Source organism: Methylibium rhizosphaerae (assembly GCF_006386545.1).
In the GTDB taxonomy this organism is placed as follows: domain Bacteria; phylum Pseudomonadota; class Gammaproteobacteria; order Burkholderiales; family Burkholderiaceae_C; genus Pseudorivibacter; species Pseudorivibacter rhizosphaerae.
Map to the genome: position 1 here is coordinate 196,236 of NZ_SWAR01000001.1, position 23,852 is coordinate 220,087.

At 67.8% G+C, this 23,852-nt stretch carries 21 protein-coding genes and 1 tRNA gene; 4 read left to right on the plus strand and 18 right to left on the minus strand.

Annotated elements, in window-relative coordinates; all coding sequences use genetic code 11:
- Window positions 1–11: 11 nt before the first annotated feature.
- The 4 genes from frr to rpsB form a co-directional block, all read right to left on the minus strand.
- The gene (frr, locus tag E8D38_RS00815) at window positions 12–572 is read right to left on the minus strand and encodes a ribosome recycling factor (RefSeq protein ID WP_140625813.1); all 561 of its coding nucleotides are present in this window, start codon (window positions 570–572) and stop codon (window positions 12–14) included.
- A gap of 24 nt (window positions 573–596) precedes the next feature.
- Window positions 597–1,307, minus strand: a complete 711-nt coding sequence (pyrH, locus tag E8D38_RS00820) for a UMP kinase (RefSeq protein WP_140625814.1) — start codon at window positions 1,305–1,307, stop codon at window positions 597–599.
- A gap of 60 nt (window positions 1,308–1,367) precedes the next feature.
- Window positions 1,368–2,258, minus strand: a complete 891-nt coding sequence (gene tsf, locus E8D38_RS00825) for a translation elongation factor Ts (RefSeq protein ID WP_140625815.1) — start codon at window positions 2,256–2,258, stop codon at window positions 1,368–1,370.
- 121 nt (window positions 2,259–2,379) lie between these two features.
- Complete coding sequence (gene rpsB, locus E8D38_RS00830) at window positions 2,380–3,123, minus strand: 30S ribosomal protein S2 (protein ID WP_140625816.1); 744 nt, start codon at window positions 3,121–3,123, stop codon at window positions 2,380–2,382.
- A 180-nt stretch (window positions 3,124–3,303) separates the two neighbouring features.
- On the opposite strand from rpsB, the gene E8D38_RS00835 reads away from it, so the two are divergent.
- Genes E8D38_RS00835 through E8D38_RS00845 form a run of 3 tightly spaced genes read left to right on the plus strand, consistent with a single transcriptional unit; the run spans window position 3,304 to window position 7,661 of the window.
- Window positions 3,304–4,671: an amidase gene (locus E8D38_RS00835; protein WP_140625817.1), complete on the plus strand. Its 1,368-nt coding sequence runs from the start codon at window positions 3,304–3,306 to the stop codon at window positions 4,669–4,671.
- Window positions 4,668–6,059 carry an FAD-dependent oxidoreductase gene (locus E8D38_RS00840; RefSeq protein ID WP_140625818.1) on the plus strand — a complete coding sequence of 464 codons (1,392 nt, stop codon included), beginning with the start codon at window positions 4,668–4,670 and terminating at the stop codon, window positions 6,057–6,059. Before E8D38_RS00835 ends, E8D38_RS00840 begins: the two co-directional genes overlap by 4 nt.
- 45 nt (window positions 6,060–6,104) lie before the next feature.
- Window positions 6,105–7,661 carry an NAD(P)H-hydrate dehydratase gene (locus tag E8D38_RS00845; RefSeq protein WP_140625819.1) on the plus strand — a complete coding sequence of 519 codons (1,557 nt, stop codon included), beginning with the start codon at window positions 6,105–6,107 and terminating at the stop codon, window positions 7,659–7,661.
- 78 nt (window positions 7,662–7,739) lie between these two features.
- Here E8D38_RS00845 and E8D38_RS00850 read toward each other — a convergent pair whose 3' ends face one another.
- From E8D38_RS00850 to rnr, 3 genes are all read right to left on the minus strand, one after another.
- Window positions 7,740–10,109 (minus strand): M14 family zinc carboxypeptidase, encoded by a 2,370-nt coding sequence (locus tag E8D38_RS00850; protein WP_140625820.1) that lies wholly within the window; start codon window positions 10,107–10,109, stop codon window positions 7,740–7,742.
- 106 nt (window positions 10,110–10,215) lie between these two features.
- On the minus strand, window positions 10,216–10,671 hold the full coding sequence (locus E8D38_RS00855; RefSeq protein WP_140625821.1) for a hypothetical protein: 456 nt from the start codon (window positions 10,669–10,671) through the stop codon (window positions 10,216–10,218).
- Window positions 10,672–10,827: 156 nt separating this feature from the next.
- Entirely contained in the window at window positions 10,828–13,065 is a 2,238-nt protein-coding gene (gene rnr, locus E8D38_RS00860; RefSeq protein ID WP_140625822.1) for a ribonuclease R, read from the minus strand.
- 73 nt (window positions 13,066–13,138) lie between these two features.
- Here rnr and E8D38_RS00865 point away from each other — a divergent pair.
- Window positions 13,139–13,223: transfer RNA gene (locus tag E8D38_RS00865), tRNA-Leu, on the plus strand.
- A gap of 137 nt (window positions 13,224–13,360) precedes the next feature.
- Here the strand turns inward: E8D38_RS00865 and E8D38_RS00870 are convergent.
- From E8D38_RS00870 to E8D38_RS00920, 11 genes are all read right to left on the minus strand, one after another.
- The gene (locus tag E8D38_RS00870; protein WP_140625823.1) at window positions 13,361–13,882 is read right to left on the minus strand and encodes a phosphoribosyltransferase; all 522 of its coding nucleotides are present in this window, start codon (window positions 13,880–13,882) and stop codon (window positions 13,361–13,363) included.
- A 67-nt stretch (window positions 13,883–13,949) separates the two neighbouring features.
- Complete coding sequence (locus tag E8D38_RS00875) at window positions 13,950–15,299, minus strand: adenylosuccinate synthase (protein WP_140625824.1); 1,350 nt, start codon at window positions 15,297–15,299, stop codon at window positions 13,950–13,952.
- Window positions 15,300–15,343: 44 nt separating this feature from the next.
- Window positions 15,344–16,507 (minus strand): ATP phosphoribosyltransferase regulatory subunit, encoded by a 1,164-nt coding sequence (locus E8D38_RS00880; RefSeq protein WP_140625825.1) that lies wholly within the window; start codon window positions 16,505–16,507, stop codon window positions 15,344–15,346.
- A gap of 75 nt (window positions 16,508–16,582) precedes the next feature.
- Complete coding sequence (locus E8D38_RS00885; RefSeq protein ID WP_140625826.1) at window positions 16,583–16,771, minus strand: DUF2065 domain-containing protein; 189 nt, start codon at window positions 16,769–16,771, stop codon at window positions 16,583–16,585.
- A gap of 21 nt (window positions 16,772–16,792) precedes the next feature.
- Window positions 16,793–17,680, minus strand: coding sequence for a protease modulator HflC (gene hflC / locus E8D38_RS00890; protein WP_140625827.1), 888 nt, complete (start codon window positions 17,678–17,680; stop codon window positions 16,793–16,795).
- Between the two features lie 14 nt (window positions 17,681–17,694).
- Window positions 17,695–19,059, minus strand: a complete 1,365-nt coding sequence (gene hflK, locus E8D38_RS00895) for an FtsH protease activity modulator HflK (protein ID WP_246099290.1) — start codon at window positions 19,057–19,059, stop codon at window positions 17,695–17,697.
- Window positions 19,056–20,243: a GTPase HflX gene (gene hflX, locus E8D38_RS00900; protein ID WP_425462736.1), complete on the minus strand. Its 1,188-nt coding sequence runs from the start codon at window positions 20,241–20,243 to the stop codon at window positions 19,056–19,058. Before hflX ends, hflK begins: the two co-directional genes overlap by 4 nt.
- 103 nt (window positions 20,244–20,346) lie before the next feature.
- Entirely contained in the window at window positions 20,347–20,589 is a 243-nt protein-coding gene (gene hfq / locus E8D38_RS00905) for an RNA chaperone Hfq (protein WP_140625829.1), read from the minus strand.
- A gap of 68 nt (window positions 20,590–20,657) precedes the next feature.
- Entirely contained in the window at window positions 20,658–21,998 is a 1,341-nt protein-coding gene (gene der / locus E8D38_RS00910; RefSeq protein ID WP_140625830.1) for a ribosome biogenesis GTPase Der, read from the minus strand.
- 28 nt (window positions 21,999–22,026) lie between these two features.
- On the minus strand, window positions 22,027–23,178 hold the full coding sequence (gene bamB / locus E8D38_RS00915; protein ID WP_246099292.1) for an outer membrane protein assembly factor BamB: 1,152 nt from the start codon (window positions 23,176–23,178) through the stop codon (window positions 22,027–22,029).
- Window positions 23,175–23,843: a YfgM family protein gene (locus E8D38_RS00920; RefSeq protein ID WP_140625831.1), complete on the minus strand. Its 669-nt coding sequence runs from the start codon at window positions 23,841–23,843 to the stop codon at window positions 23,175–23,177. The genes bamB and E8D38_RS00920 overlap by 4 nt, the downstream gene beginning before the upstream one ends.
- Window positions 23,844–23,852: the final 9 nt, after the last annotated feature.

The window sequence follows — 23,852 nt, forward strand, 5'->3', positions numbered from 1 at the left end:
AATCCGGCCGGTCAGACGGCCATGATCTCCGCTTCCTTGCCGTGGATCAGCTTGTCGATCTCGGCAATGGTGCGGTCGGTGAGCTTCTGCACTTCGTCTTGCGAGCGGCGCTCTTCGTCTTCGGTGATGGCCTTGTCCTTGAGCAGCTTCTTGGCATGCTCGTTGGCGTCGCGGCGCAGGTTGCGCACTGCCACCTTGGCTTCTTCGCCGGTATGCCGGACCACCTTGGTGAGTTCCTTGCGGCGCTCTTCGGTCAGGGCAGGCATCGGCACGCGCAGCAGGTCGCCCTGCGCCGCGGGGTTGAGGCCCAAGTCGGACTCGCGGATCGCCTTCTCGATCTTCGGGCCCATGCCCTTCTCCCAAGGCTGCACGCTGATGGTCCGGGCATCGAGCAGGCTCACGTTGGCCACCTGGCTCAGCGGCACCATCGAGCCGTAGTACTCCACGTGCACCTGGTCGAGCAGGCCGGTATGGGCGCGGCCGGTGCGGATCTTGGTGAGTTCGTTCTTGAACGCTTCGATCGACCGAGCCATCTTCTGCTCGGCGGTCTTCCTGATATCTGCAATCGTCATCGTCTGCTCCTCAAACGTGGCGCATCAAACGTGGACCAGCGTGCCCTCGTCCTCGCCCATCACCACGCGCTTCAGGGCCCCCGGCTTGAAGATGCTGAACACCTTGATGGGCAGCTTCTGGTCGCGGCACAGCGCGAAGGCCGTGGCATCGAGCACCTGCAGGTTCTTGACGATGGCTTCGTCGAAGCTGATCTGGCTGTAGCGCGTGGCGGTCGGGTCCTTCTTGGGATCGGCCGTATAGACGCCGTCGACCTTGGTGGCCTTGAGCACCACCTCGGCGCCGATCTCGGCGCCGCGCAGCGCCGCGGCCGTGTCGGTGGTGAAGAACGGGTTGCCCGTGCCGGCAGCGAACACGACCACCTTGCCTTCTTCGAGGTACTGCAGCGCCTTCGGGCGCACATAGGGCTCGACCACCTGCTCGATGCTGATGGCGGACATCACGCGGGCCGTCATGCCTTCCTGTCGCATCGTGTCGGCCAGCGCCAGCGAATTCATCACCGTGGCCAGCATGCCCATGTAGTCGGCGGTCGCACGGTCCATGCCGACCGAGCCGCCCGCCACGCCGCGGAAGATGTTGCCGCCGCCGATCACCACCGCCACCTCGCAGCCGAGCCTGGTCACCTCCTGCACCTCGCGCACCATTCGAACGATGGTCGCACGGTTGATGCCGTAGGCGTCGTCGCCCATCAGCGCCTCACCGGAGAGTTTGAGCAGGATGCGCTTGTACGCCGGCATTCAGGGCTCCCTTGTCGAGATGGTGGCGAAGTGTAGGTGAAACGTCGGTGGCAACCGGCCTTACTGGCCCTTGGCAGCGGCGACCTGCGCAGCCACTTCGGCGGCGAAATCGTCCTGCTTCTTCTCGATGCCTTCGCCCACCACGTAGAGGGTGAACGCCTTGACCGCAGTGTTGGCAGCCTTGAGCATCTGTTCCACCGTCTGCTTGTCGTTCTTCACGAAGGCCTGGTTGAACAGCGAGACTTCCTTGAGGTACTTCTGCACCGAGCCTTCGACCATCTTGGCGGCGATGTCGGCCGGCTTGCCGGATTCGGCAGCCTTGGCGGTCGCAACGGAACGCTCCTTCTCGATGAGGTCGGCCGGCACGTCGGCAGCCTGCAGCGCCACGGGCTTCATGGCGGCAACGTGCATCGCCACGTCCTTGGCGGCAACGTCGTCGCCGGTGTACTCGACCACCACGCCGATGCGGGTGCCGTGCAGGTAGCTGGCCAGCTTGCTGTCGCCGGCAAATCGCTTGAAGCGGCGGATCGTCATGTTCTCGCCGATCTTGCCGACCAGGCCCTTGCGCACTTCTTCCACGGTGGGACCGAAGTCGCCCAGCGTCAGCGGCAGCGCCGACAGGGCCGCCACGTCGGCCGGGTTGTGCTTGGCCACCAGCTCGGCCAGGGCCTTGCCCAGCGCCAGGAAGCTGTCGTTCTTCGACACGAAGTCGGTTTCGCAGTTGATTTCGACCAGCGCACCGGTGGTGCCGTCGATGTGGGCAGCCACGATGCCTTCGGCGGTGATGCGCGATGCGGCCTTGCTGGCCTTGTTGCCCAGCTTGACGCGCAGGATCTCCTCGGCCTTGGCCATGTCGCCGTCTGCTTCGGTCAGGGCCTTCTTGCACTCCATCATCGGAGCGTCGGTCTTGGCGCGCAGGTCAGCGACCATGCTGGCGGTGATTGCAGGCATTGGGTTCTCCGTTCGGTTCGCCGTCGGCGCTCGCACCGCCGGCACACAAAAGATTCTGTTGAAAAAAAGGGGCTGAATCAGCCCCTTCTTGTTGCGCTTGTCTGCGCGCGGGCTACCGGGCTCAGGCAGCGTCGCTGACTTCCACGAATTCGTCGCTGCTCTGGGCGGCCTGCACCACTTCGCTGACCGCGTTGGCCTTGCCTTCCAGCACGGCATCGGCGATCGCGCGGGCGTACAGCGCCACGGCCTTGGCCGAGTCATCGTTGCCGGGGATCACGTAGTCGATGCCTTCGGGCGAGTGGTTGGAGTCCACCACGCCGATCACCGGGATGCCGAGCTTCTGGGCTTCGGCCACGGCGATCTTGTGATAGCCGACGTCGATGACGAACAGCGCGTCAGGCAGCGCGTTCATGTCCTGGATGCCGCCGATGTCCTTCTCGAGCTTGGCGATCTCGCGCTGGAACATCAGCGCTTCCTTCTTGATCGCGGGCTGGGTGCCGGCCTCGACCTGGGCCTGCATGTCCTTGAGCTTCTTCAGCGAACCCTTGACGGTCTTGAAGTTGGTCAGCATGCCGCCGAGCCAGCGCTGGTCGACGTAGGGCATGCCGGCGCGCTGGGCTTCCTGGGCCACCACTTCACGGGCCTGGCGCTTGGTGCCAACCATCAGGATGGTGCCGCGCTTGGACGCGAGCTGGCGGGCGAACTTCATCGCCTCTTCGAAGAGCGGCAGCGTCTTCTCGAGGTTGATGATGTGGATCTTGTTGCGATGGCCAAAGATATAGGGGGCCATCTTGGGGTTCCAGAAGCGGGTCTGGTGTCCGAAATGGACGCCCGCTTCCAGCATTTCACGCATAGTGAAGGGCATGGATGCTCCAAAGGTTGTGTCTAAAATCCGGCCTGAATTGCAAACGGCTGCATCAAATGCAACGCCTTCTGCAACACCTTCTGGTGGCCGGGTTTGCGAGTTGTTCATCCGCTGCAAGCCCGCCTCAGGAGTCCCTGGCACAGGCCGCATCCGGATAAACCCAGAGAGTATAGCACCCAGATGGCAGACGACTTGATCGCCGCCCGCGAGCACGTGCGCAACGGCACCCGCACCGCCGGCGACCTGCTCGACGCCTGCCTCGCCGCCGCGGCATTGCCTGCTGCGCACTTCGCCTTCACCAGGCTGCGTGCGGACGACGCCGCAGCCGCGGCCCGTGCGGCCGACCATGCCCGTGCCGCCGGCCAGCCGGTCTCCCCGCTCGCCGGGCTGGCGGTGAGCGTGAAGGACCTGTTCGATGTGCGCGGTGAAGTGACGACCGCCGGATCGAAGGTGCTGCGCGACGCCGCGCCGGCCACCACCGACGCTGCAGCGGTCGCCCGCCTGCGCCGGGCCGGCGCTGCCCTGATCGGGCGCAGCAACATGACGGAGTTCGCGTTCTCGGGAGTCGGCATCAACCCGCACTACGGCACGCCGGCCAACGTGGCCACGGCCCGCCTGGGCGACGCGACGCCGCGCATCCCGGGAGGCTCGACCTCCGGCGGCGCCGTCTCGGTGGCGAGCGGGGCCGCCCTGGCCGCGCTCGGCTCCGACACTGCCGGCTCCATTCGCATCCCGGCCGCGCTGCAGGGGCTGGTGGGCTTCAAGAACACCGCTTCGCTCACGCCCACGGCCGGTGCGCTGCCGCTGTCGACCACGCTGGACACGGTGTGTGCCATCACCCGCACGGTGCGCGACGCCGTGCTGCTGCACGAGGTGCTGGCCGACCGCCAGGTCGTGCTCGAAGGGCGGCCGCTGCGCGCCAGCCGTTTCGGCGTGGCGCGCGCGGTGATGCAGGAAGGCCTAGACCCCTCGGTGGCACGCGCCTTCGATGCCAGCCTCGATACGCTGTCGAAAGCCGGCGCCTGCATCGAGGAACTGCCGCTTCCCGAGATCTCCGAACTTGCCGGCATGCAGGCCCGCGGCAGTTTTTCCGCCGCCGAGGCGTGGGCCTGGCATCGTGAACTGCTGGCCGGGCACGAGTCCGACTACGACCACCGCGTCGCCAGGCGCATCCGCATCGGCGAAACCATGTCCGCAGCCGACTATGTCGACCTGCACCGCAACCGGCGCGAGTGGATGGTGCGCATGCACGCCGCCCTCCGCGGTTTCGACGCCGTGCTGTCGCCCACGGTGCCGATCCCGGCCCCGCCGATCGCCGGGCTGGAGGGCGACGACGACGCCTTCTTCCACACCAACGCCCTGCTGTTGCGCAACACCATCGTGGTGAACCTGCTCGACGGCTGCGCCATCACCCTGCCCTGCCAGGCGCCGGGCACGCCCCCGGTCGGCCTGATGCTGTGGGCACCCGGCCACCGCGACGACCGCCTGCTCGACACGGCGCTGGCCGTCGAGGCCGCCCTGCTCGCAAGGACCAAGGCCACTACATGAGAGTTGCAGTCATCGGTGCCGGCATCATCGGCACCACCACGGCCCACGAGCTGGCGGCCGATGGGCATGAAGTGACCGTGTTCGAACGGCGCGGCGGCGTCGCGGCCGAGGCAAGCTTCGCCAACGCAGGACTCGTGGCGCCGGGATACGTCACCCCCTGGGCCGCCCCCGGCATGCCCGGCAAGATCGCCCGCTACCTGTTCAGCCGCCATGCCCCGGTGCGGTGGAAACCTTCGTTCGATGCCGCGCAATGGAACTGGATCCTGCGATGGCTCAAGGCATGCAAGCCCGAGGTCTACCAGCGCAATCGGGTCGACCTCTATGCGCTGGCCCAGTACAGCCGCGCGCGCCTGCACAGCCTCACCCAGTCGCTGCGGCTCGACTACGAGCGCTCCCAGGGCTATCTCGTGCTGTTGCGCAACGATGAAGACCGCGCGCTGGCGGAACCCGGCCTGGCGATGCTGCGCGAACTGGGCGTGAGCTTCCGCGAGCTCGACGCGCAACAGTGCCGCGCGGTGGAGCCCGCGCTCAACGCCGCGCAGGCGCTGCACGGCGGCATCCACCTGCCGCAGGACGAGGTCGGCAACTGCCGGCAGTTCGCCCACCTGTTGCGCGATGCCGCCGAGCGGCGCGGCGTGGAATTCCGGTTCGCGACCGAGGTGTCCACCATCGGCACCGAGCAGGGTCGACCCATGCTGCGGGTGGAGCAGCACGCGCTGACCACAGGCTTTGCTGCCAGCCGCGGCGCAGTGCCCACCACGGGGCCCGGCGGCCTGGACCACAAGCGCAATCGACATGAAAGCCTGAAGCGGCGCAGCCAGGCCGCAGCCCGTTACCTCGATCCGGTGAGCAACGAACGCTTCGATGCCGTGGTCATCTGCGCTGGGGTGGCGTCCGTCCGCCTGGTGCAGCAGCTCGGCCTGCACGTGCCGCTGCTGCCGGTGTACGGCTATTCGCTGACCGTGCCGCTGCGCGCGCCGGAGCGCGGTCCGCGATCGGCCCTGATGGACGAGCGCTACAAGATCGCCATCAGCCGCCTGGGCCAGAGAGTGCGCGTGGCCGGCAGCGCCGAAATCGGCGGCCATCCGGAACGCCACAGCGAGGCAGCCATCGCGACGCTCTACAAGGTGCTGGACGACTGGTTCCCCGGTGCCGGCCACCTGGCACGGCCGCAGCTGTGGAAGGGCGCGCGCCCGATGCTGCCGGACGGTCCGCCGCTGATCGGCGCCAGCGGCCAACCCGGTGTGTGGCTCAACCTCGGGCACGGCTCCAGCGGCTGGGCCCTGTCCTGCGGCAGCGCGCGGCTGCTGGCCGACCTGATGGGCAACCGCGCACCGGCCGTCGACGTGCGGGGCTTCAGCGCCGAACGCTACCGGCATCGCAGTTGAGCCGATCGGCTTGCACACCGGGCGGTGCACCGCTACCGTCGGCCCATGCATGGCCGTCCCGACACTGCGCTGCAGCGCATCCTCCCCCCTCCCGCAAGTGCCGCCGCCCCCTCGGACGGCTGGCCTCTGCATGACACGGCGGCCAGCCGCGAGATCGAGGCCGCCCTGGCGGCCGCACTGCCGCCCCACTCGCTGATGCAGCGAGCCGGCCTTGCCGTGGCCCGCCTGTCCATGGCTGTGCAACCTCACGCAAGGCGGGTATGGGCCGCCGCAGGCCCCGGCAACAACGGCGGCGATGCACTCGAGGCGGCGTTCCACCTGCATCGCGCCGGGCGCGCGGTCAGCGTGTCCCTGCTGGGCGACGCCTCGCGGCTGCCGGCCGATGCCCAGGCCTCCTTGCGGCGCGCCCGCGAGGCGGGCGTTTCGATCAGCACCACAGCGGCCCCTCCACAACGGCTCACATCCGCCGATCTGGTGCTCGACGGCCTGCTGGGCCTCGGACTGAGTCGCCCGCCCGCCGCAGAGGTGGCCGCAGCGATCGGCGCCCTCGGCAGGGGCGAGACCCCCGTGCTGGCGATCGACCTGCCGTCGGGACTGGGCGCCGACAGCGGCCAGCCGCTCGATGCCGCATGCTGCGTGCATGCCCGCTGGACGCTTTGCCTGCTGACGCTCAAGCCCGGCCTGTTCACCGGCAGCGGCCGCGACCATGTCGGCGAAGTCTGGTTCGATGGCCTGCGCGCAGACATCGACGCCGGGCCGCCGGCCGGCGCGCGGCTGCTCACCGCCTCGCCTGCGGCACGCCTGCGGCCACGGCGGCGGCATGCTCACCACAAGGGAAGCTACGGCGACCTCTGGGTGGTGGGTGGCGCGCCGTCGATGACCGGCGCGGCGCTGCTGGCCTCGCGTGCTGCCCTGCATGCCGGGGCCGGGCGCGTGTATGTGCATCTGCTCGACGACGAGTACAACCCCGGCTGCGACCCGGCGCATCCCGAGCTCATGTTTCGCCGTCGTGCTCCCGGCGGCGACACGCTGGCCGCAGCTACCGTGGTGTGCGGCTGTGGCGGCGGCGAGGTGGTGGGCGCAGCGCTGCCGGCACTGCTGCTGCGCAGCCGCAGGCTGCTGCTCGACGCGGACGCCCTCAACGCGGCGGCTGCCGATGCGCAACTGGCGCAGCGCCTGGCAGCGCGCAGGTCGCACGGCCTGCAGACGGTGCTGACGCCACACCCGCTCGAAGCTGCCCGCCTGCTGGACTGCACGACGGCGCAGGTACAGGCCGATCGTCTGCAGGCGGCCCGTCAGCTGGCAGAACGCTTCCAGGCGGTCGTGGTGCTCAAGGGGTCCGGCAGCGTCGTCGCAGCCCCGAAGCTGGCGCCCTCGGTCAATGCCAGCGGCAATGCAGCACTGGCCAGCCCGGGCACCGGGGACGTGCTGGCCGGCTGGGTCGGCGGCCTGTGGTCGCAGGGACTCGACGCGTTCGACGCCGCCCGGCTGGGCGTGTACGAGCACGGCGCCGCGGCGGATGCCTGGGTTGCCGAACACGGCGACGATGTGCGGCCGCTTCCGGCGGCGCTGCTGTTGCAAAGGCTGCTCGGCGGCGCCTGAAAGCGAAAAGCCTCGCGGCGTTGAGCCGCGAGGCCTTCCGTGCCTGGCACAGTGACGGGCGCGAGGCGCCCGCCTGCATCACGGCGTGAAAGTCACGCGCAAGGTCACGCCCGAGAAGGCGCGGTAGGCGTACAGGCCGATGTAGGTCCAGCCGGTGGCCGGCGTGGCGAAGGTGCAGGTCTCGCTGTTCGTCGAGCTTTCCTTCGCGCAGTTGTTGCTCGAGGCGGTGGGCTTCACGCCCAGTTGGGTGTACAGGTCCACGTCACCCGAGCCGCCGCTGGTGGAGATGCTCAGGTTGCGGGCCCCGGCCGGCACGTTCACCTTGTAGTAGCGCCAGCTGCCCCGCGCGCCGGACAGGCTGCTCACCACCGCACCGTTGGCCAGCACCGGGACACCGTCGTCCGACACGCTCACCGGCTTGGTGATGCTGCCGGTCTTGCCTTCGTTGTCGGTGACGGTGAGCGTCACGTTGTAGGCGCCGGCGGCCGCGTAGGTGTGCGACGGGTTGGCGGCGGCGGACGTGTTGCCGTCACCGAAGGTCCAGCTGCGCGCGGTGATGCTGCCGTTGTCGGTGCTGCGATCGGTGAAGCTCACGCTCAGCCCGCTGGCGCTGAAGTCGAAGGCCGCCACCGGCGCGGTGCCCGCATTCGGGTCGATCGTGATGTAGACCGCGCTGAATGCCCCCCAGTTGTTGCTGGCGTCGCGGCCGCGCACGAAAACGATGTGCTTGCCCGCGGACCAGCCGGTGGTGTTGATGCTGGCAGTGACCCCTTCGCTGCCGGCATTGAAGGCGCCGTCGGCCGCCGACATCGGCACCGGCGTCGCGCCGGCCACCCAGGGAGGGTTGTCCACGTAGTACTCGGCGCCCGCGATGTTCTGCGTGGGCTCGGTGCCGTTGCTGTTGTTGTAGCGGGTGTCGTTCACCGTGGCCGAAAGCGTGACGAGTGTGCCCGCAGGTACGCCGGTGGCCGCATTGCCGCTCACCGCCAGGTTGTAGGCGTCGGGCCCGGCCGGCGTGACATAGGGCGTGCGCACCACCTTGGCGGCATAGATGAGCGCGGGCATGTTGCCCGGCAGCAGCGTGTTGTTGTAGTAGCTGCACTGCTCGAAGAACGCGGTGCCCAGCTCGAAGGTGAACGCCGCCACGCCGAGCTCGCCATAACTCGGGCCGTCGCTGGTGCCGTCGGTTTCATAGAGGTCGAGCGAACGCTGCGGCGTGTGGCCGTTCCAGTAGGCGAACTTGCGACCCAGCGTGGCGAGTTGCGTGTCGTTGCCGGCCACCGAACCGGCGGTGCCCCAGGGCCACAGCAGCAGGCGGCCGTGGCTGTGGATGTCGAGGTGGATGCCGCTGGTGTCCGAAGGCGCCGGGTCGGTGCGGTTCGGGCCGCGGCGGTCGGGCCAGAGGCTGCGGATGTAGGCCTCGACGGCACGGGTTTCAGGCTCCGATGACGCGCTCGGCCCGCGGTAGGTTTCGTTGCAGGCATTGCCGCTCGAACCCGAACCGCCGGTGGAATTCCAGCCGAAGGTGAAGTTGCGGTTCAGGTCGGCGCCGCGGCTGTTGCTGTTGGCGCCGCAGTAGTTGCGGTTGGTGTTCTTGCGCCACAACAGGCCTGTCTCGGCCTTCTTGCGGCCGTCGGGGTTGGTCACCAGCAGCAGGTGCACTTCATGGTGATCGAGGATCCAGGTCAGGTCGGCATCGACGCCGTGGCCGTTGACGAGCCGGCGCGCGAACTCCAGCACCAGCGGCGTGGTCGTGTATTCACGCGCATGGATGCCGGCATTGACGAACAGCTTGGGTTTGCTGCCGCCGATGGCCGAGTTGGTGAGCTTGAGCACGCGCAGGTCATAGCCGCCCAGCCCTTGGGTCTTTTCCCAGGAGTCGCCCACGTCGATCCAGGACGCCAGCGTGGGCCGCACGGCAATCAGCGCGTCGGCCTCCGCGAAAACCTCCTCCACCAGCGGGTAGCAGGCGTAGCCGGGGATGCCGGTAAACGCCTGTGCAGTGACCGACGGCGAGGCACTCGTGGTGCCCTGCAGCCGGGCAAGCGCAGCGCGCTGCTGCTGCAGCTGCTGGCTTTCCTGGCGGGCCTGTGCGGCCTGCTGCTGCAGCCACTGGTCGTCGGGCTCCAGACGGAAACCGAGAGCGCGCAACTCCCGCATCTCGTCGGCATTGGCATTGACGATCAGATAGCCGAGCTCGTATTTCGATTCGAGCGTCTCGAACCGGCTGTGGGCAATGGCGCGGGCCTGCTGCAGGTCGCGGAAGTAGGCGCGCATCACGCTGCGCGCGCCGCTCTCGCGTCCCTGCACGGCCGCCGCATGCGCCTGCACCGGCTCGGCCATCCAGGCCGGCGGGCAGAACGCTGCGAGCGCGGCTGCCGCCATGACGAGGCGGCGCGCCAGCAGGCTGCGCAGCGGGACCCGGGAACAACTGCTGTTCAAGGACATCTTGTTCTCTCCTTGGTACTTCGTTGTGGACGGCCCTGGGTAGGGCCGGCTTCGTGCCGGCGCGGGTAAGGCCGCCGGGCACGCTCTCGCCGGAGCGCGGGAAGGATCACTCCCCCGTGTAGCTCCAGGCGACGAGTTCGAGGCGGTCGTTCCGGGGGTCGAAGCGCAGCGCCAGGCCGTCCCGGGTGCCCCGCCAGCGGTACCAGAGCCACAGCGCATCGGGCGCGGGCGTCTCGCGCAGTTCGGAAGGCAGCAGGCGAGGCGCCGGTTCGCCGGCACGCCATTGCGCGTCAGGCTCGCCCAGCAGCGAGACGACCTGTGCGCGGGTGGTGTGCGGCCGCGCTGCGAGGCCCTGCCGCAGCGACTCCATCACCTCGTGCTTGCGCCCGCCCCAGCGGTCGACGGCTTCGTTGCGCGAGGCGCCGTCGAAGTGGCCACGTTGCGTCTGGAGCTGGCGGTATTCGGCACCCAGCGCCTGCAGGCGCTGGTCGAACGCCGGCACATCGGCCGCCGACGCGGCGACCGCCATGACTGCAACGGCAACGTCAATGACTGGACGCATTGCAACTCCCTGGCTGATGTAGCGCCCCGTCTGCGGCGGGGTGCCGCAGTGTCGGAAAGGGAACCGCCATGCGCAAGTGCAAGACCCCACTGGAACGCAGGAAGCTGTGCGCCAGTGGGGTCGTGGGTGCTGACAACCAGGAGTGGGGTACGCCGATCAGCCGCGCCGCGTGCGCTTTCCCTTGCGCTCGGCGCGCACCTCCTGCGCCCGCCGGGCCGCGGCGACCTTGTCGGGCTGCACTGCGGAAGCGCGACCCTTCGGTGCGGCAGGGGTTGCCCCCTTCTTGGCCCTGGCCCCCTTCTTGACCGCGCGGTCGGCTTCCTGCAGACCCTTGAGGGTCTCGACCGCCGAGGTGGACTTGCCGTCGGCGGCGCGATGACCTCTCGGGGCGATGCCGTCGCGCACCAGGCGGAAGTCGATCTTGCGTCCGTCGAGGTCGACCCGGCTCACCTGCACGCGCACGCGCGCGCCGGTGGCATACCGCACGCCGGTGCGCTCGCCGCGCAGCTCCTGGCGCGCCTCGTCGAAGCGGAAGTATTCGCCGCCCAGTTCGGTGATGTGCACCAGGCCTTCGACATACAGCTCGTCGAGCTGCACGAACAGGCCGAAGGTGGTGACTGCGCTGACGGTGCCGCCGTATTCCTCGCCCAGGTGCTCGCGCATGTACTTGCACTTGAGCCAGGCCTCGACATCGCGCGACGCCTCGTCGGCGCGCCGCTCGTTGGCGCTGCAATGCGCGCCAGCGCCTTCCCAGGCCTCGGCCTCCTCGCGGGAAGCCTGGGCTGCCTTGCCGCCGCGCGCAGGCTTGGGCGGCTCGGCCGTCTGTGCAAGGTGCAGGTGATACCGCTTGCCGGCCAGGATGGCCTTGATGACCCGATGCACCAGCAGGTCCGGGTAGCGCCGGATCGGGCTGGTGAAGTGGGTGTAGGCCTCGTAGGCCAGCCCGAAGTGCCCGCTGTTGGCCGGCGTGTAGATCGCCTGCTGCATGGAGCGCAGCAGCATGGTGTGTATCTGCTGCGCGTCCGGGCGGTCCTTGGTGGCCGCCGCGATGGCCTGGAACTCTGCCGGCTTCGGCTCGTCGCTGATCGACAAGCCCAGGCCGAGCGAGCGCAGGTAGTTCTGCAGGATGGTCTTCTTTTCGGGCGTGGGGCCTTCGTGCACCCGGTACAGCGCCGCTTGCTTCGCATGCGCGATGAATTCCGCCGAGCAGACGTTGGCCGCCAGCATTGCTTCTTCGATCAGCCGGTGGGCGTCGTTGCGCACGTGCGGGACGATCTTCTCGATGCGGCCGTTCTCGTCGCAGACGATCTTCGTCTCGGTGGTCTCGAAGTCGACCGCGCCGCGCGCGTTGCGTGCCTTCAGCAAGGCGCGGAACACCTCGTGCAGGTGCAGCAGGTGCGGCACCAGTTCAGCCCGGCGCTGCGCCTCGGGCCCGCGCGTGTTGGCCAGGATGGCGGCCACCTCGGTGTAGGTGAAGCGCGCATGCGAGCAGATGACGGCCGGGTAGAACTGGTAGGCGTGGATCTCGCCGCCTTCGTTGATGAGCATGTCGCACACCATCGACAGGCGGTCTTCGTACGGGTTGAGCGAACACAGGCCGTTCGAGAGCTTCTCCGGCAGCATGGGGATCACGCGGCGCGGGAAGTACACCGAAGTGGCGCGCTCGTAGGCATCGTCGTCCAGCGGCTCGCCGGGCTTCACGTAGTGGCTCACGTCGGCAATCGCCACCACCAGACGCCAGCCGTTGGGTGCCTTGCCTCGTCCGCCCACCCGGGCCGGCTCGCAATACACCGCGTCGTCGAAGTCGCGCGCATCCTCGCCGTCGATGGTGACCAGCGGCACGTCGGTGAGGTCGATGCGCTGCTTGCGGTCGGCCGCCCTGATCTTGTCGGGCAGCTTGGCGGTCTGCGCCATCGTCTCCGGCGAGAAGCGATGCGGTACCTCGTACTTGCGCACCGCGATCTCGATCTCCATGCCGGGGTCGTCGATCTCGCCCAGCACTTCGGTCACGCGGCCCACCGGCTGCGAATACAGCGACGGCGGCTCGGTCAGCTCCACCGCCACCACCTGCCCCACCTCGGCATCGGCCGTGGCGTTCTTGGGAATGAGGATGTCCTGCCCGTAGCGGTTGTCCTCGGGCGCCACCAGCCACACGCCCGCCTCATGCAGCAGGCGGCCGATGATGGGCGACTTGCGGCGCTCGAGGATCTCGAGCACCCGGCCTTCGGGCCGGCCCTTGCGGTCGTAGCGAATGATGCGCACCCGCACGCGGTCGCGGTGCAGCACCGCACGCATCTCCTGCGGCGAAAGGTAGACGTCGGCTTCGGCGTCGTCGCGCTGCACGAAGCCGTGTCCGTCGCGGTGGCCTTGCACCGTGCCGTCGACTTCGCTCATCAATGCTGCCCCGATCAACGAGACAGTTGCTTTGTTTTCGTTTTTGATGCTAGAATCTCCGTCTTCAGTACCTGCCCAGGTGGCGGAATTGGTAGACGCACTAGTTTCAGGTACTAGCGGGTAACACCGTGGAGGTTCGAGTCCTCTCCTGGGCACCAAACAACACCAAAGGCCTGCACCCGCAGGCCTTTGCTTTTGATCTTAGTCTCTTGCCCTGCCCTCATGGCAAGGCTGGTTTCAAGGGCCAGTGCATCGCACTGGCCCTTTTGCTTTTGTCTTGCTGCGTCGTCGACGTTCAAACCGAGAACTTCTTCGCCAGCCCCTCGGGCCGCAGCGTGTCGTACTCTTCGAACGGCTGGTGGATCCACGGGCTCGTCGGCAGCATCTCGACGTAATAGTCCGGCGTATAGGTCGACACGCCCTTGACCCAGATGACCGCTGAGCGCAGCTCCATGATCGAGGGCATGCCGCGCAACCGATCCACCACCGCACGCAGCGTCACGCCGGAGTCCGCCAGGTCGTCGACCAGCAGCACGCGGCCGGCGAGTTCGCCCTTGGGCATGGTGATGTACTTCGCCATGTCGAGCCGGCCCTGGATGGTGCCGGCCTCGGCCCGGTAGGAGCTGGTCGACATGATGGCCAGCGGCTTGTCGAACACGCGAGACAACACGTCGCCCGGTCGCATGCCGCCGCGCGCAAGGCACAGGATCTGATCGAACTCCCAGCCGGAGTTGTGGACCTTGAGCGCCAGGCGCTCGGTGAGCATGTGGTACTCGTCCCACGACACGTAGAGGTGCTTGCCGTCATCGGTGAGCATGAAATGGTGCTCCTTGGTACTGCGTTCGTTCGGTAGGTGATGGTGGCGAATGCGCCGGCCGCCAGGCTCAGGCCTTGTACGGATGGCGCAACAGAATGGTGTGGTCGCGGTCGGGCCCGGTCGACACCATGTCGATCGGCGCACCGATATAGGCCTGCACCCGCTCGAGGTAGCGCCGCGCGTTCTGCGGCAGCTGGTCCCATTGGGTGATGCCGGCGGTCGACTCGCTCCAACCGGGGAAGCTTTCGTAGATCGGGTCGCAGGCCACGATGTCGTCGGCATCCAGCGGCAGGATGTCGACCCGCTGGCCGTTGAGCATGTAGCCCACGCCGACCTTGATCTCCTCGAGGCCGTCGAGCACGTCGAGCTTGGTGATGCACAGCCCCGACACTCCATTGATGAGGATGGCGCGCTTGAGCGCGGCGGCATCGAGCCAGCCGCAGCGCCGCGCACGGCCGGTGACCGTGCCGCGCTCCTGCCCCACCGTCGACAGGTGATGGCCAACGGTGCCCGGCTCCTCGATGCCGAGTTCGGTCGGGAACGGACCGCCGCCCACGCGCGTGGTGTAGGCCTTGGTGATGCCGAGGATGTAGTGCAGGCGGTCCGGCCCCACGCCCGAGCCGGCCGCGGCGTTTCCGGCCACGCAGTTGCTCGAGGTCACGTACGGATAGGTGCCATGGTCGATGTCGAGCAGCGTGCCCTGCGCGCCCTCGAACAGCACGTTGCCGCCACGCGCGTTGATCGCGGCGATCTGCACACCCACGTCGGCCATCATCGGCTTCAAGTGCTCGGCCACCTTCATCGCGTGGTCGAAGATCGGCTGGAACTCGAGCCGCTGCGCCTTCAGATACCCCTCGAGGGCAAAGTTGTGCAGGTCGAGCAGTTCGCGCAGCTTCTTCTCGAAACGCTCGGGATGCTTCAGGTCCTGCACACGCAGTGCTCGACGGGCCACCTTGTCTTCATAGGCGGGCCCGATGCCCTTGCCGGTGGTGCCGATCTTGCCGGCGCCGCTGGTTTCGCGGACCGCCTCACGCGCCTTGTCGACCTCGACGTGGAAGGGCAGGATCAGCGGGCACGATTCGCTCAGGAACAGCCGGTCACGCACCGACAGGCCGATGGCCTCGAGCCGCTCGATCTCGGACAGCAGGTGCGATGGATCGACCACCACGCCGTTGCCGATGAAGCAGGCCACGCCGTCGCGCATGATGCCGGAGGGGATGAGCTGCAGTGCGGTCTTGCGGCCCTTGATCACCAGCGTGTGGCCGGCGTTGTGGCCACCTTGGAAGCGCACCACACCTTCGGCGTGATCGGTCAGCCAGTCCACCACCTTGCCCTTGCCTTCGTCGCCCCATTGCGTACCGACGACGACCACATTGCGCCCGACGGACGAGCGCGCTGCAACATTGCTTGCTTGCATTTGAAGATCCTGATTCGGAAGAACTATGGAGGCCGAGGTCCGGCTCAGAGCGGCTTGACGACCCACTGGCCGCCTTCGGCCCGCAGTTCGCGGTCGCAGTCGAACTCCTGCACCTCGTGGTCATGGCCGGGCAGCGCGCAGACGACGGTTTCGCCCTGCTCACGCAGGCGGCGAACGGCGGCGCGCAGCTCGGGCGCTTCGCCCCAGGGCGCGCGGATGGCCGCATGCCGCCCATTCGGGCGCACCTGCTCGACGATCGCCTTGAGGTCGAGGCTGAAGCCCACTGCCGGCCGGTTGCGGCCAAACACGGCACCCACTTCGTCGTAGCGGCCGCCACGCACGAGCGAGTCGCTCGAGCCGGCTGCGTAGATGGCAAAACGCGCACCGCTGTAGTACGCATAGCCGCTCAGGTCGGCCAGGTCGAAGCCCACCCGCACCTCCGGGTGCGCATGCCGCAGATGCGAAGCCAGCCACGCAAGGTCGTCCAGTGCCGCCGTCACCACGGGATGCGCAGGCAACTGTGTGCGCGCCGCGGCCAGCACCTCCACACCGCCGTAGAGCGAGAGCAAGGCCCGCAGGCCCTGCGTCACCTCGCCCTGGAGACCATGGGACAGGTCGGTCAGCGCAGCAACGTCCTTCGCAGCCAGCGCGGCATAGACCTGTGCCAGGCGCAAGGCATCGAGCGGCACATCGGCCAGCAGGCCGCGCACGATGCGCGCATCGGCCAGATCGACCATCAGGCCGCTCAGTCCGGCGTGCTGCAGGCAATCGAGTGCGAGGTCCTGGGCCTCGAGGTCGGCCTCCAGGCCGCCGTGGCCGTATATCTCGGCGCCGAACTGCAGCGGCTCGCGCGAACCCAGGGCGCCTGCGGGGCGGGTGTGCAACACCGGGCCGCAATAGCAAAGCCGCGTGACGCCGGCACGGTTGAGCAGGTGCGCATCAATGCGGGCCACCTGCGGCGTGGTGTCCGCACGCACGCCCAGCATGCGGCCGCTCAACTGGTCGACCAGTTTGAAGGTGCGCAGATCCAGCTCGCGCCCGGTGCCCGACAGCAGAGACTCGAGATGTTCGAGCAGCGGCGGCATGACCAGCTCGTAGCCGTAGCCACGGGCGGTATCGAGCAGAACGCGACGCAGCTCCTCGATGCGCCGCGCCTGAGCGGGCAAGACATCGGCAATGTGCTCGGGCAGCAGCCAAGCAGACGACATAAAAAGCACCGGGGATTAAAGCCGGAATTGTACCGGCGGGGGCGCCGGCATCGACCGCGCGTTACGCGGGATGCGTCACGCGCTGAACCAGGCCAGCAGCACCAGTCCGACGACCATGCTGCTGAGCCCCAGGAAGCGGATCTGGCCGTCGGTCATGCGTGTGGCCTGCTCGAACACCCGACGCCAGCCGCGCGGACTGAGGAAGGGCAGGATCCCCTCGATCACCAGCATCAGCGCCAGTGCGCTGAACAGCACATCCCACATCGCAGGCCGGACCCGACAGACCTACTTCTTGGCCGAGCCCGGGTTGCCGGCCCCGCGCATCGCCTTGAAGAAGTCGCTACCCGGGTCCACCACCATCACGTCGCTCTTGTTGCGGAAGCTCGCGCGGTATGCCTCCAGGCTGCGATAGAACTCCGCGAACTGCGGGTCGCGGCCGAAGGCGTCGGCGTACAGCGCGGAGGCCTTGGCATCGCCCTCGCCCTTGATCTTCTGCGCGTCACGGTAAGCCTCGGCGATGATCACTTCGCGCTGCTTGTCGGCATCAGCCCGGATCTTTTCACCTTCGGCATTGCCGGTGGAGCGCAGTTCGTTGGCCACCCGCTTGCGCTCGGATTCCATGCGACGGTAGACGGCATCGGTGATGTTGACCGAGAAGTCGACCCGCTTGATGCGCACGTCGACCACCTCGATGCCGAAGGACTTGGCGTCGTCGGCCAGCCGGCGCATCACGCCCTGCATCACCTTGTCGCGTTCGGTGGAGAGCACCGCGCGAACATCGCGCTTGGTGACCTCTTCGTTGAGCGCTGCCTGCACGATCGGGCTCAGGCGGTTTTCGGCGTTGCGCACGTCCACGCCGTTGTTGCGGATGAACTGCTTCGGGTCGGTGATGCGCCACTTCACCAGCCAGTCGATCACCAGGCTCTTCTTCTCGGCCGTGAACATGGGCCGGGTCTCCGGGCTGTCGAGGCTTTGCACGCGGCGGTCCAGGAACACGACGTTCTGGAAAGGCGGCGGCAGCTTGAACTTGAGCCCCGGCGTCGTGATGACCTCCTTGATCTCGCCGAGCGCGTACACGACGGCGAAGTCCTTCTGATTCACCACGAACAGGGTGGAGGCGGCGAGCATCAGCGCCAGCAGCGCACCCGCGACGATCATGCCGATCTTGTTCATCTTGTTGTCCTCGCTCAGCGGCCTTCACGATCGCGGCCGCGCAGGCCGTCACGCGAGCGCACGTCCGAGGTGCTGCTCGTCGAGTTTTCCGTACTGGATGCAGGCGCACTGGGGGTTACCGTCACGGTGCCGGCTGCGCCGGCCTGCTGAACAAGCTTGTCGAGCGGCAGATACAGCAGGTTGGAGCCGTTGCGTGAGTCGACCAGCACCTTGCTGACGTTGGAGTAAACCTGCTGCATGGCGTCGATGTAGAGCCGGTCGCGGGTCACGGCAGGTGCCTTCTGGTACTCGGCAAGCACCGAGCGGAAACGTTGCGCATCGCCTTCCGCCGTGGCAGCCACGCGAGCGCGGTAGCCCTCGGCTTCCTCGCGCAGGCGCGACGCAGCGCCCTGTGCCTTGGGAATCACGTCGTTGGCATAGGCCTGGCCGTCGTTCTTGAAGCGCTCGCGGTCGGCGCCGGCCTTCACCGCATCGTCGAAGGCGGCCTGCACCTGCTCGGGCGGCTGCACGCTCTGCACGTTGACATTGGAGATCAGGATGCCGGTCTTGAGGCGGTCGATCTGGGTCTGGATCGACTTGACCAGGTCGACCGCGATCGCGTCGCGCTGCTCGTACAACACCGAGTCCATGTTGCTGCGGCCGACGATCTCGCGGACCGCCGATTCGGCCGCCAGGACCACTGCCTCGTCGGGGCTGCGGTTCTCGAACACGTAGTCCTTCACATCCTTCAGGCGGTACTGCACCGTGAAACGGATGTCGACGATGTTTTCGTCCTGGGTGAGCATCGAGGAGTCGCGCAGGCCGGTGGCCTGCACCACCGAATTGCGCCCCACCTCCACCGACCGCAGCTGGGTCACGTTGACCACCTCGTGCGCCTGGAAGGGATACGGCATGCGCCACTGGAAGCCGGCCTCGGCGACGTGGCTGAAGCGGCCGAACGACGTGACGACCGCCTGTTGGCCTTCCTGCACGATGAAGAAGCCGCTGCCCAGCCAGATCAGCACCACCACCCCGCCGATCAGGCTCACGCCGATGCCCGCGCTCTTCATGTCGGGAGGGAAGTTGGGGCCGCCGTCTCCACCGTCGCCCGGGCGCTGCGAACCCCGGCCGCCGAACAGGCCGCTCAGCTTGCGGTTGAAGTCGCGCCACAGCTCATCGAGGTCGGGCGGGCCGTCCTTGCGACCGTTGTTCAGATGCAGCCCGGGGAGCGCCGCGTTCGCATCGGCCGCGGTGAATTCATGGCGATGGGACGGCCGCAGGCGACGAAGGCGCCAGGCGGCGCGCGCAGCACCTCCGGCGATCAGCTCAGCGGCCGCAGCTGCCACCGTTTGCCAGCGGCCAGTCGGAAAGGCGTTTGTCTGGAAGGCGCTCTTGTTCATGTTTTCGATTGAAAAGTACCGGTCGCAGGCCACACCGGCGTGATCATCTCATCGGCGTCGGACAACACGCGATCTTGAGATGGATCGGGCGAATTCAAGCCGCCGGCCCCCTGCGCGGCCCGCGCAATGAGCTGGCGCAGCTGCGGCAGGCCGATGCCGTCGCGCGCACTGATGAACACGCGCGGCACACGGCGGCCGGGTTCGATCTCGAGTTCGTCGGTGAGTTCACGCGGCTGCTGGTGCCCACCCAGGCGGTCGAGCTTGTTGTAGACGAGCAGTTGCGGGATGTCGCCGGCGCCGATCTCGTGAAGGACCTTCTGCACTTCGGCCATCTGCTGCTGGAGCACCGGGCTGGCCGCATCGACGACGTGCAGCAGCAGGTCGGCCTCGGCGGCCTCCTGCAAAGTGGCTTCGAAGGCTTCGACCAGCGTGTGCGGCAGGTCGCGGATGAAGCCCACCGTGTCGGACAGGGACACTGAGCGGCCCGCCTCCTCGAGGTAGAGCTGGCGCGTGGTCGTGTCGAGCGTGGCGAAGAGCTGGTCGGCCGCATAGGCACGCGCCTTCACCAGCGCGTTGAACAGCGTCGACTTGCCGGCATTGGTGTAGCCCACCAGCGAGACCCGGAACGTGCCGCTGCGCTCGCGTGAGCGCCGCTGCGTCCCGCGCTGGCGCTTGACCCGCTCGAGCCGGGCCTTCAGCGACTTGATGCGCTCGCCGATCATGCGGCGGTCGAGTTCGATCTGCGTTTCGCCCGGACCACCGCGGTGGCCCACGCCGCCGCGCTGGCGCTCCAGGTGGCTCCAGCGGCGCACGAGGCGGGTGGACAGGTATTGCAGCCGCGCCAGCTCGACCTGCAGCTTGCCCTCGTGGCTCTGCGCCCGCGCACCGAAGATCTCGAGGATCAGCATGGTGCGATCGAGCACCTCGACACCAATGTGGCGCTCGAGGTTGCGCTGCTGCGCAGGCGACAAGGCCTGATCGAAGATCACGCAATGGCCGCCGTGCTCGGTGACGAGCGCCTTGATTTCATCGGCCTTGCCTTCGCCGACGAACAACGCGGCATCAGGCGCACGGCGCTTGGCCGTGATGCGAGCGACCGGCGTGTCGCCGGCCGATTCGGCCAGCAGCGCCAGTTCGTCGAGAGTGGGATCGAAGGGCGAGCCTGGGCCGAGGTCCACACCCACCAGGACCGCCCTTGCTTCGGTTTGAGGAGGGTTGACGACTGTCAAGTTCGTGCCAGCGGCCGGAAGACGAGAGGAGGAGGCCGCGCACATGGCGCGGCCTGCTTCAGTTGGACTCGGAGGACTCGTTGGCGTGGAAGTTCACCGCGCGGCCCGGCACGACCGTCGAGATGGCGTGCTTGTAGACCATTTGGGTGACCGTGTTGCGCAGCAGGACGACGTATTGGTCGAAAGACTCGATGTGGCCTTGCAGCTTGATGCCGTTGACCAGGTAGATCGAGACCGGCACGTGCTCCTTGCGCAGGAGGTTCAGGAAGGGGTCTTGTAGGAGTTGCCCTTTGTTGCTCACGATATGCTCCGTGTTGAAAGTTCTTGGAAGCAGCACGTTAACACAGGGTGTGCTGCATTGCGCAAACTTCACGAATCCTTGTCCGTGAAGGGGTTGCGCGACGATTTCATCTCGATGCGCAAGGGCGTGCCGCTGAGCTTGAAGTGCTCGCGGAAGCGCCCTTCGAGGAAGCGCTTGTACGCATCGGTTACGTGCTCCAGCGAGTTGCCGTGGATCACGATCACCGGCGGGTTCATGCCGCCCTGGTGCGCGTAGCGCAGCTTCGGACGGAACGCGCCCGCCCGCTTGGGCTGCTGGAACTGCACTGCCTCGAGCAGCACCCGGGTGAGCTGGGGCGTGGGCATCTTGCGGGTGGCCGAAGCCCATGCGTCGCCGATCGCCTTCCAGACGGGCCCCAGGCCCTGGCGCTTGATGGCCGAGATGTGGAGCACCGGCGCGAACTTCAGGAAGGCCAGGCGCTGCTCGATGGAACGCTGCAGCATCTCGCGCTGGTAGCTGTCGACCGCATCCCACTTGTTGACCGCCAGCACCACGGCGCGGCCGGCATCGAGGATGTAGCCGGCGATGTGAGCGTCCTGGTCGGTCACGCCCTGCGTGGCGTCGAGCAGCAGCAGCACCACGTTGGCGTCGGCGATCGCCTGCAGCGTCTTGACCACCGAGAACTTCTCGATCGCCTCGAAGACCTTGCCCTTGCGGCGCAGGCCGGCGGTGTCGATGAGCTCGAACCGCTGCCCGTTGCGCTCGAACGGCACGGTGATGGCGTCTCGCGTGGTGCCCGGCAGGTCGAACGCCACCAGGCGCTCCTCGCCCAGCCAGGTGTTGATGAGGGTGGACTTGCCCACGTTGGGCCGGCCCGCCACCGCCAGGCGGATCGGGCGGTCGGGGTCCTCGATCGAGGCTTCGTCGGCCTGCCCGTAGTCGAAGCCGTCGAGGGCTTCGTCAAGCAGGCTGCGGATACCCTGCCCGTGTGCACCCGACACCGGGTGCGGCTCGCCCATGCCGAGCTCGTAGAACTCGGCCAGCTGAGGGCCGGCCTGCATGCCTTCGGCCTTGTTGGCCGCCAGCAAGACCTTCTTGTTGGTCTGGCGCAGGTAGCGGGCGATGTCGTGGTCCTGCGCCGACAGGCCGGCGCGTGCATCCACCACGAACACCACCGCGTCGGCCTCGGCGACGGCCTGGCGCGTCTGCTTGGCCATCTCCTTGTAGATGCCCGCGCCGGCCTCCGGCTCGAAGCCGCCGGTGTCGATGACGATGAATTCGCGGTCGCCCAGCCGGCCGTCGCCATAGTGGCGGTCGCGGGTGAGACCGGCGAAGTCGGCCACGATGGCGTCGCGGCTCTTGGTCAGCCGATTGAAAAGGGTCGACTTGCCGACGTTGGGACGGCCGACGAGGGCCAGCACCGGTTTCATGATCGGCTTTCCTGCGAACTGCGCCGGCTCACTCTGGCCGGAAGGCGAACACCGAGCCGCCAGCGGTCAGCACGATGATGGTGCTGCCGGAGCGCACCGGGGCGCCGATGATGGGCTCGCCGTCGGTCTGGATGCGCAGGAGCGGCTGCCCGTCCTCGCGCGACAGGAAGTGCACATAGCCTTCTGCGTCACCGAACACGACGGTACGGCCGGCCGACAGCGGTGCACTCAGCCCGCGATGCATGAACCTTTCCGACGACCATGCAACGTCGCCGTTGACCATGCGCCACGCGGTGATGCGATCGCTCGCGTCGCCCGCAAAGACGTATTGGTCGTCCGCGGCCACGCCCTGGAAGCCGCCGATGGTCTTGCTCCAGACCAGGCTGCCGCGTTCGGCGTTCACGCAGCCCACGGCCGCCTGGAAGGCGCGCACGCAGACCACGTCGCCCGCACGTCCGCCGGGCCCCACGAGGTCGGCCAGGCGCTCGACTTCGTTGGTGCCCCGCGGCGATGCCACGGTCACCTCGAAGCGAACCGTCCCGAGCAACGGGTCCAGCCCCGCCAGCTTGGCGCCCTGCCCGCTCAGCAGCGTGTCCTTGAATGGCATCAGGACACTCGGCTGCGCCAGCGTGAGCGGGTCGCCCTGTGGCTGCTGCACCCACAGCTTGCGGCCGTCGAGTGCGTCGAATGCCACCGCTGCGCGGTCGACCCCCTGGACGAAGACGCGCTCTCCCGCCACCAGCGGCGGCGTGACGACCTTCGAGCCGAGTCGGGCGCGCCAGATCTGCTTGCCCTGGTCGAAGGTGACGACTTCGTTGTTCTCGGTGACGACGGCGGCAAAACGCCCGTCGCTGCCAGCCGCGGCCGACAGGCGAGCCCCGGCATCTGCACGCCAAAGTTCGCGGCCGGTTTCGGACTCGAGCGCGACGACGCTGCCGTCCTTCAGGCCGATGGTCACGACGTCGCCACTGACCGCCAGCAGCGTCGTCGGGTTCACGCTGCCCACGCGCTGGTTCCACACCACCTTGCCGGCGATCTTGGGCGCCAGCTCCTCCAGCGGCGTGGGCTTGGGTTTCTCGGGGCCGCTCGAACAGCCCAGCAGCACGGCCGAACACGCCAGCGCGGCAATGCGCTGCACGGTCAGCCAGCGTCGCAAGGGCTTGCCTTGCCGATGCGTCATTTGGCAGCTCCGACAGCGGCCTCGACCGGGGCGGCACCCAGCGCGGTGAGCTTGGCCTCGACGAGGCGGCGGTACTCGGCCGCCGGGTCCATGGCCTTCCAGGCCTGCTGGTAGGCCGCCTTGGCTTCGTCCTTCTTGCCTTGCGCCTGCAGGATGTCGCCGCGACGATCGGCCACCAGGCCCTCGAAGGCCTTCCCCGCGTCGGCAGGCAGCTGCCCCAATGCGTCGTCGTATTTCTTCTGGTCGAGCAGCATGCCGGCCAGGCGCAGCTTGGCGACCACGCGATATTCGTCTTCCACCGCATTGGCGGCCACCCATTCGAGCGCGGCGCGGGCGTCATCGGCCTTGCCCTTGTCTGCCTGCAGCTTGGCAGCCAGCAGGCCGGCCTGCTCGGCGAACGCAGTGCGGCCGTAGTGCTCCTTCATGTCGCTGAAGACACGCGCGGCCTTTTCCACGTCGCCGGCCTGGGCGGCCCTGTCGAGTTCGTCGAACAACACGCTCGCCTTGGCCGCCTGACTGCGTTGGTACATGTTCCAGCCGTTGTAGGCGGCAAACGCGCCGAGCACGATCACCAGCGTCCAGACAATGAAGTTGCCCCACTGGCGCCAGAAGTGCTTGAGTTGGTCGAGTTGTTCTTGTTCTTCGAGATCGAGATGGGTAGCCATACGAATCCG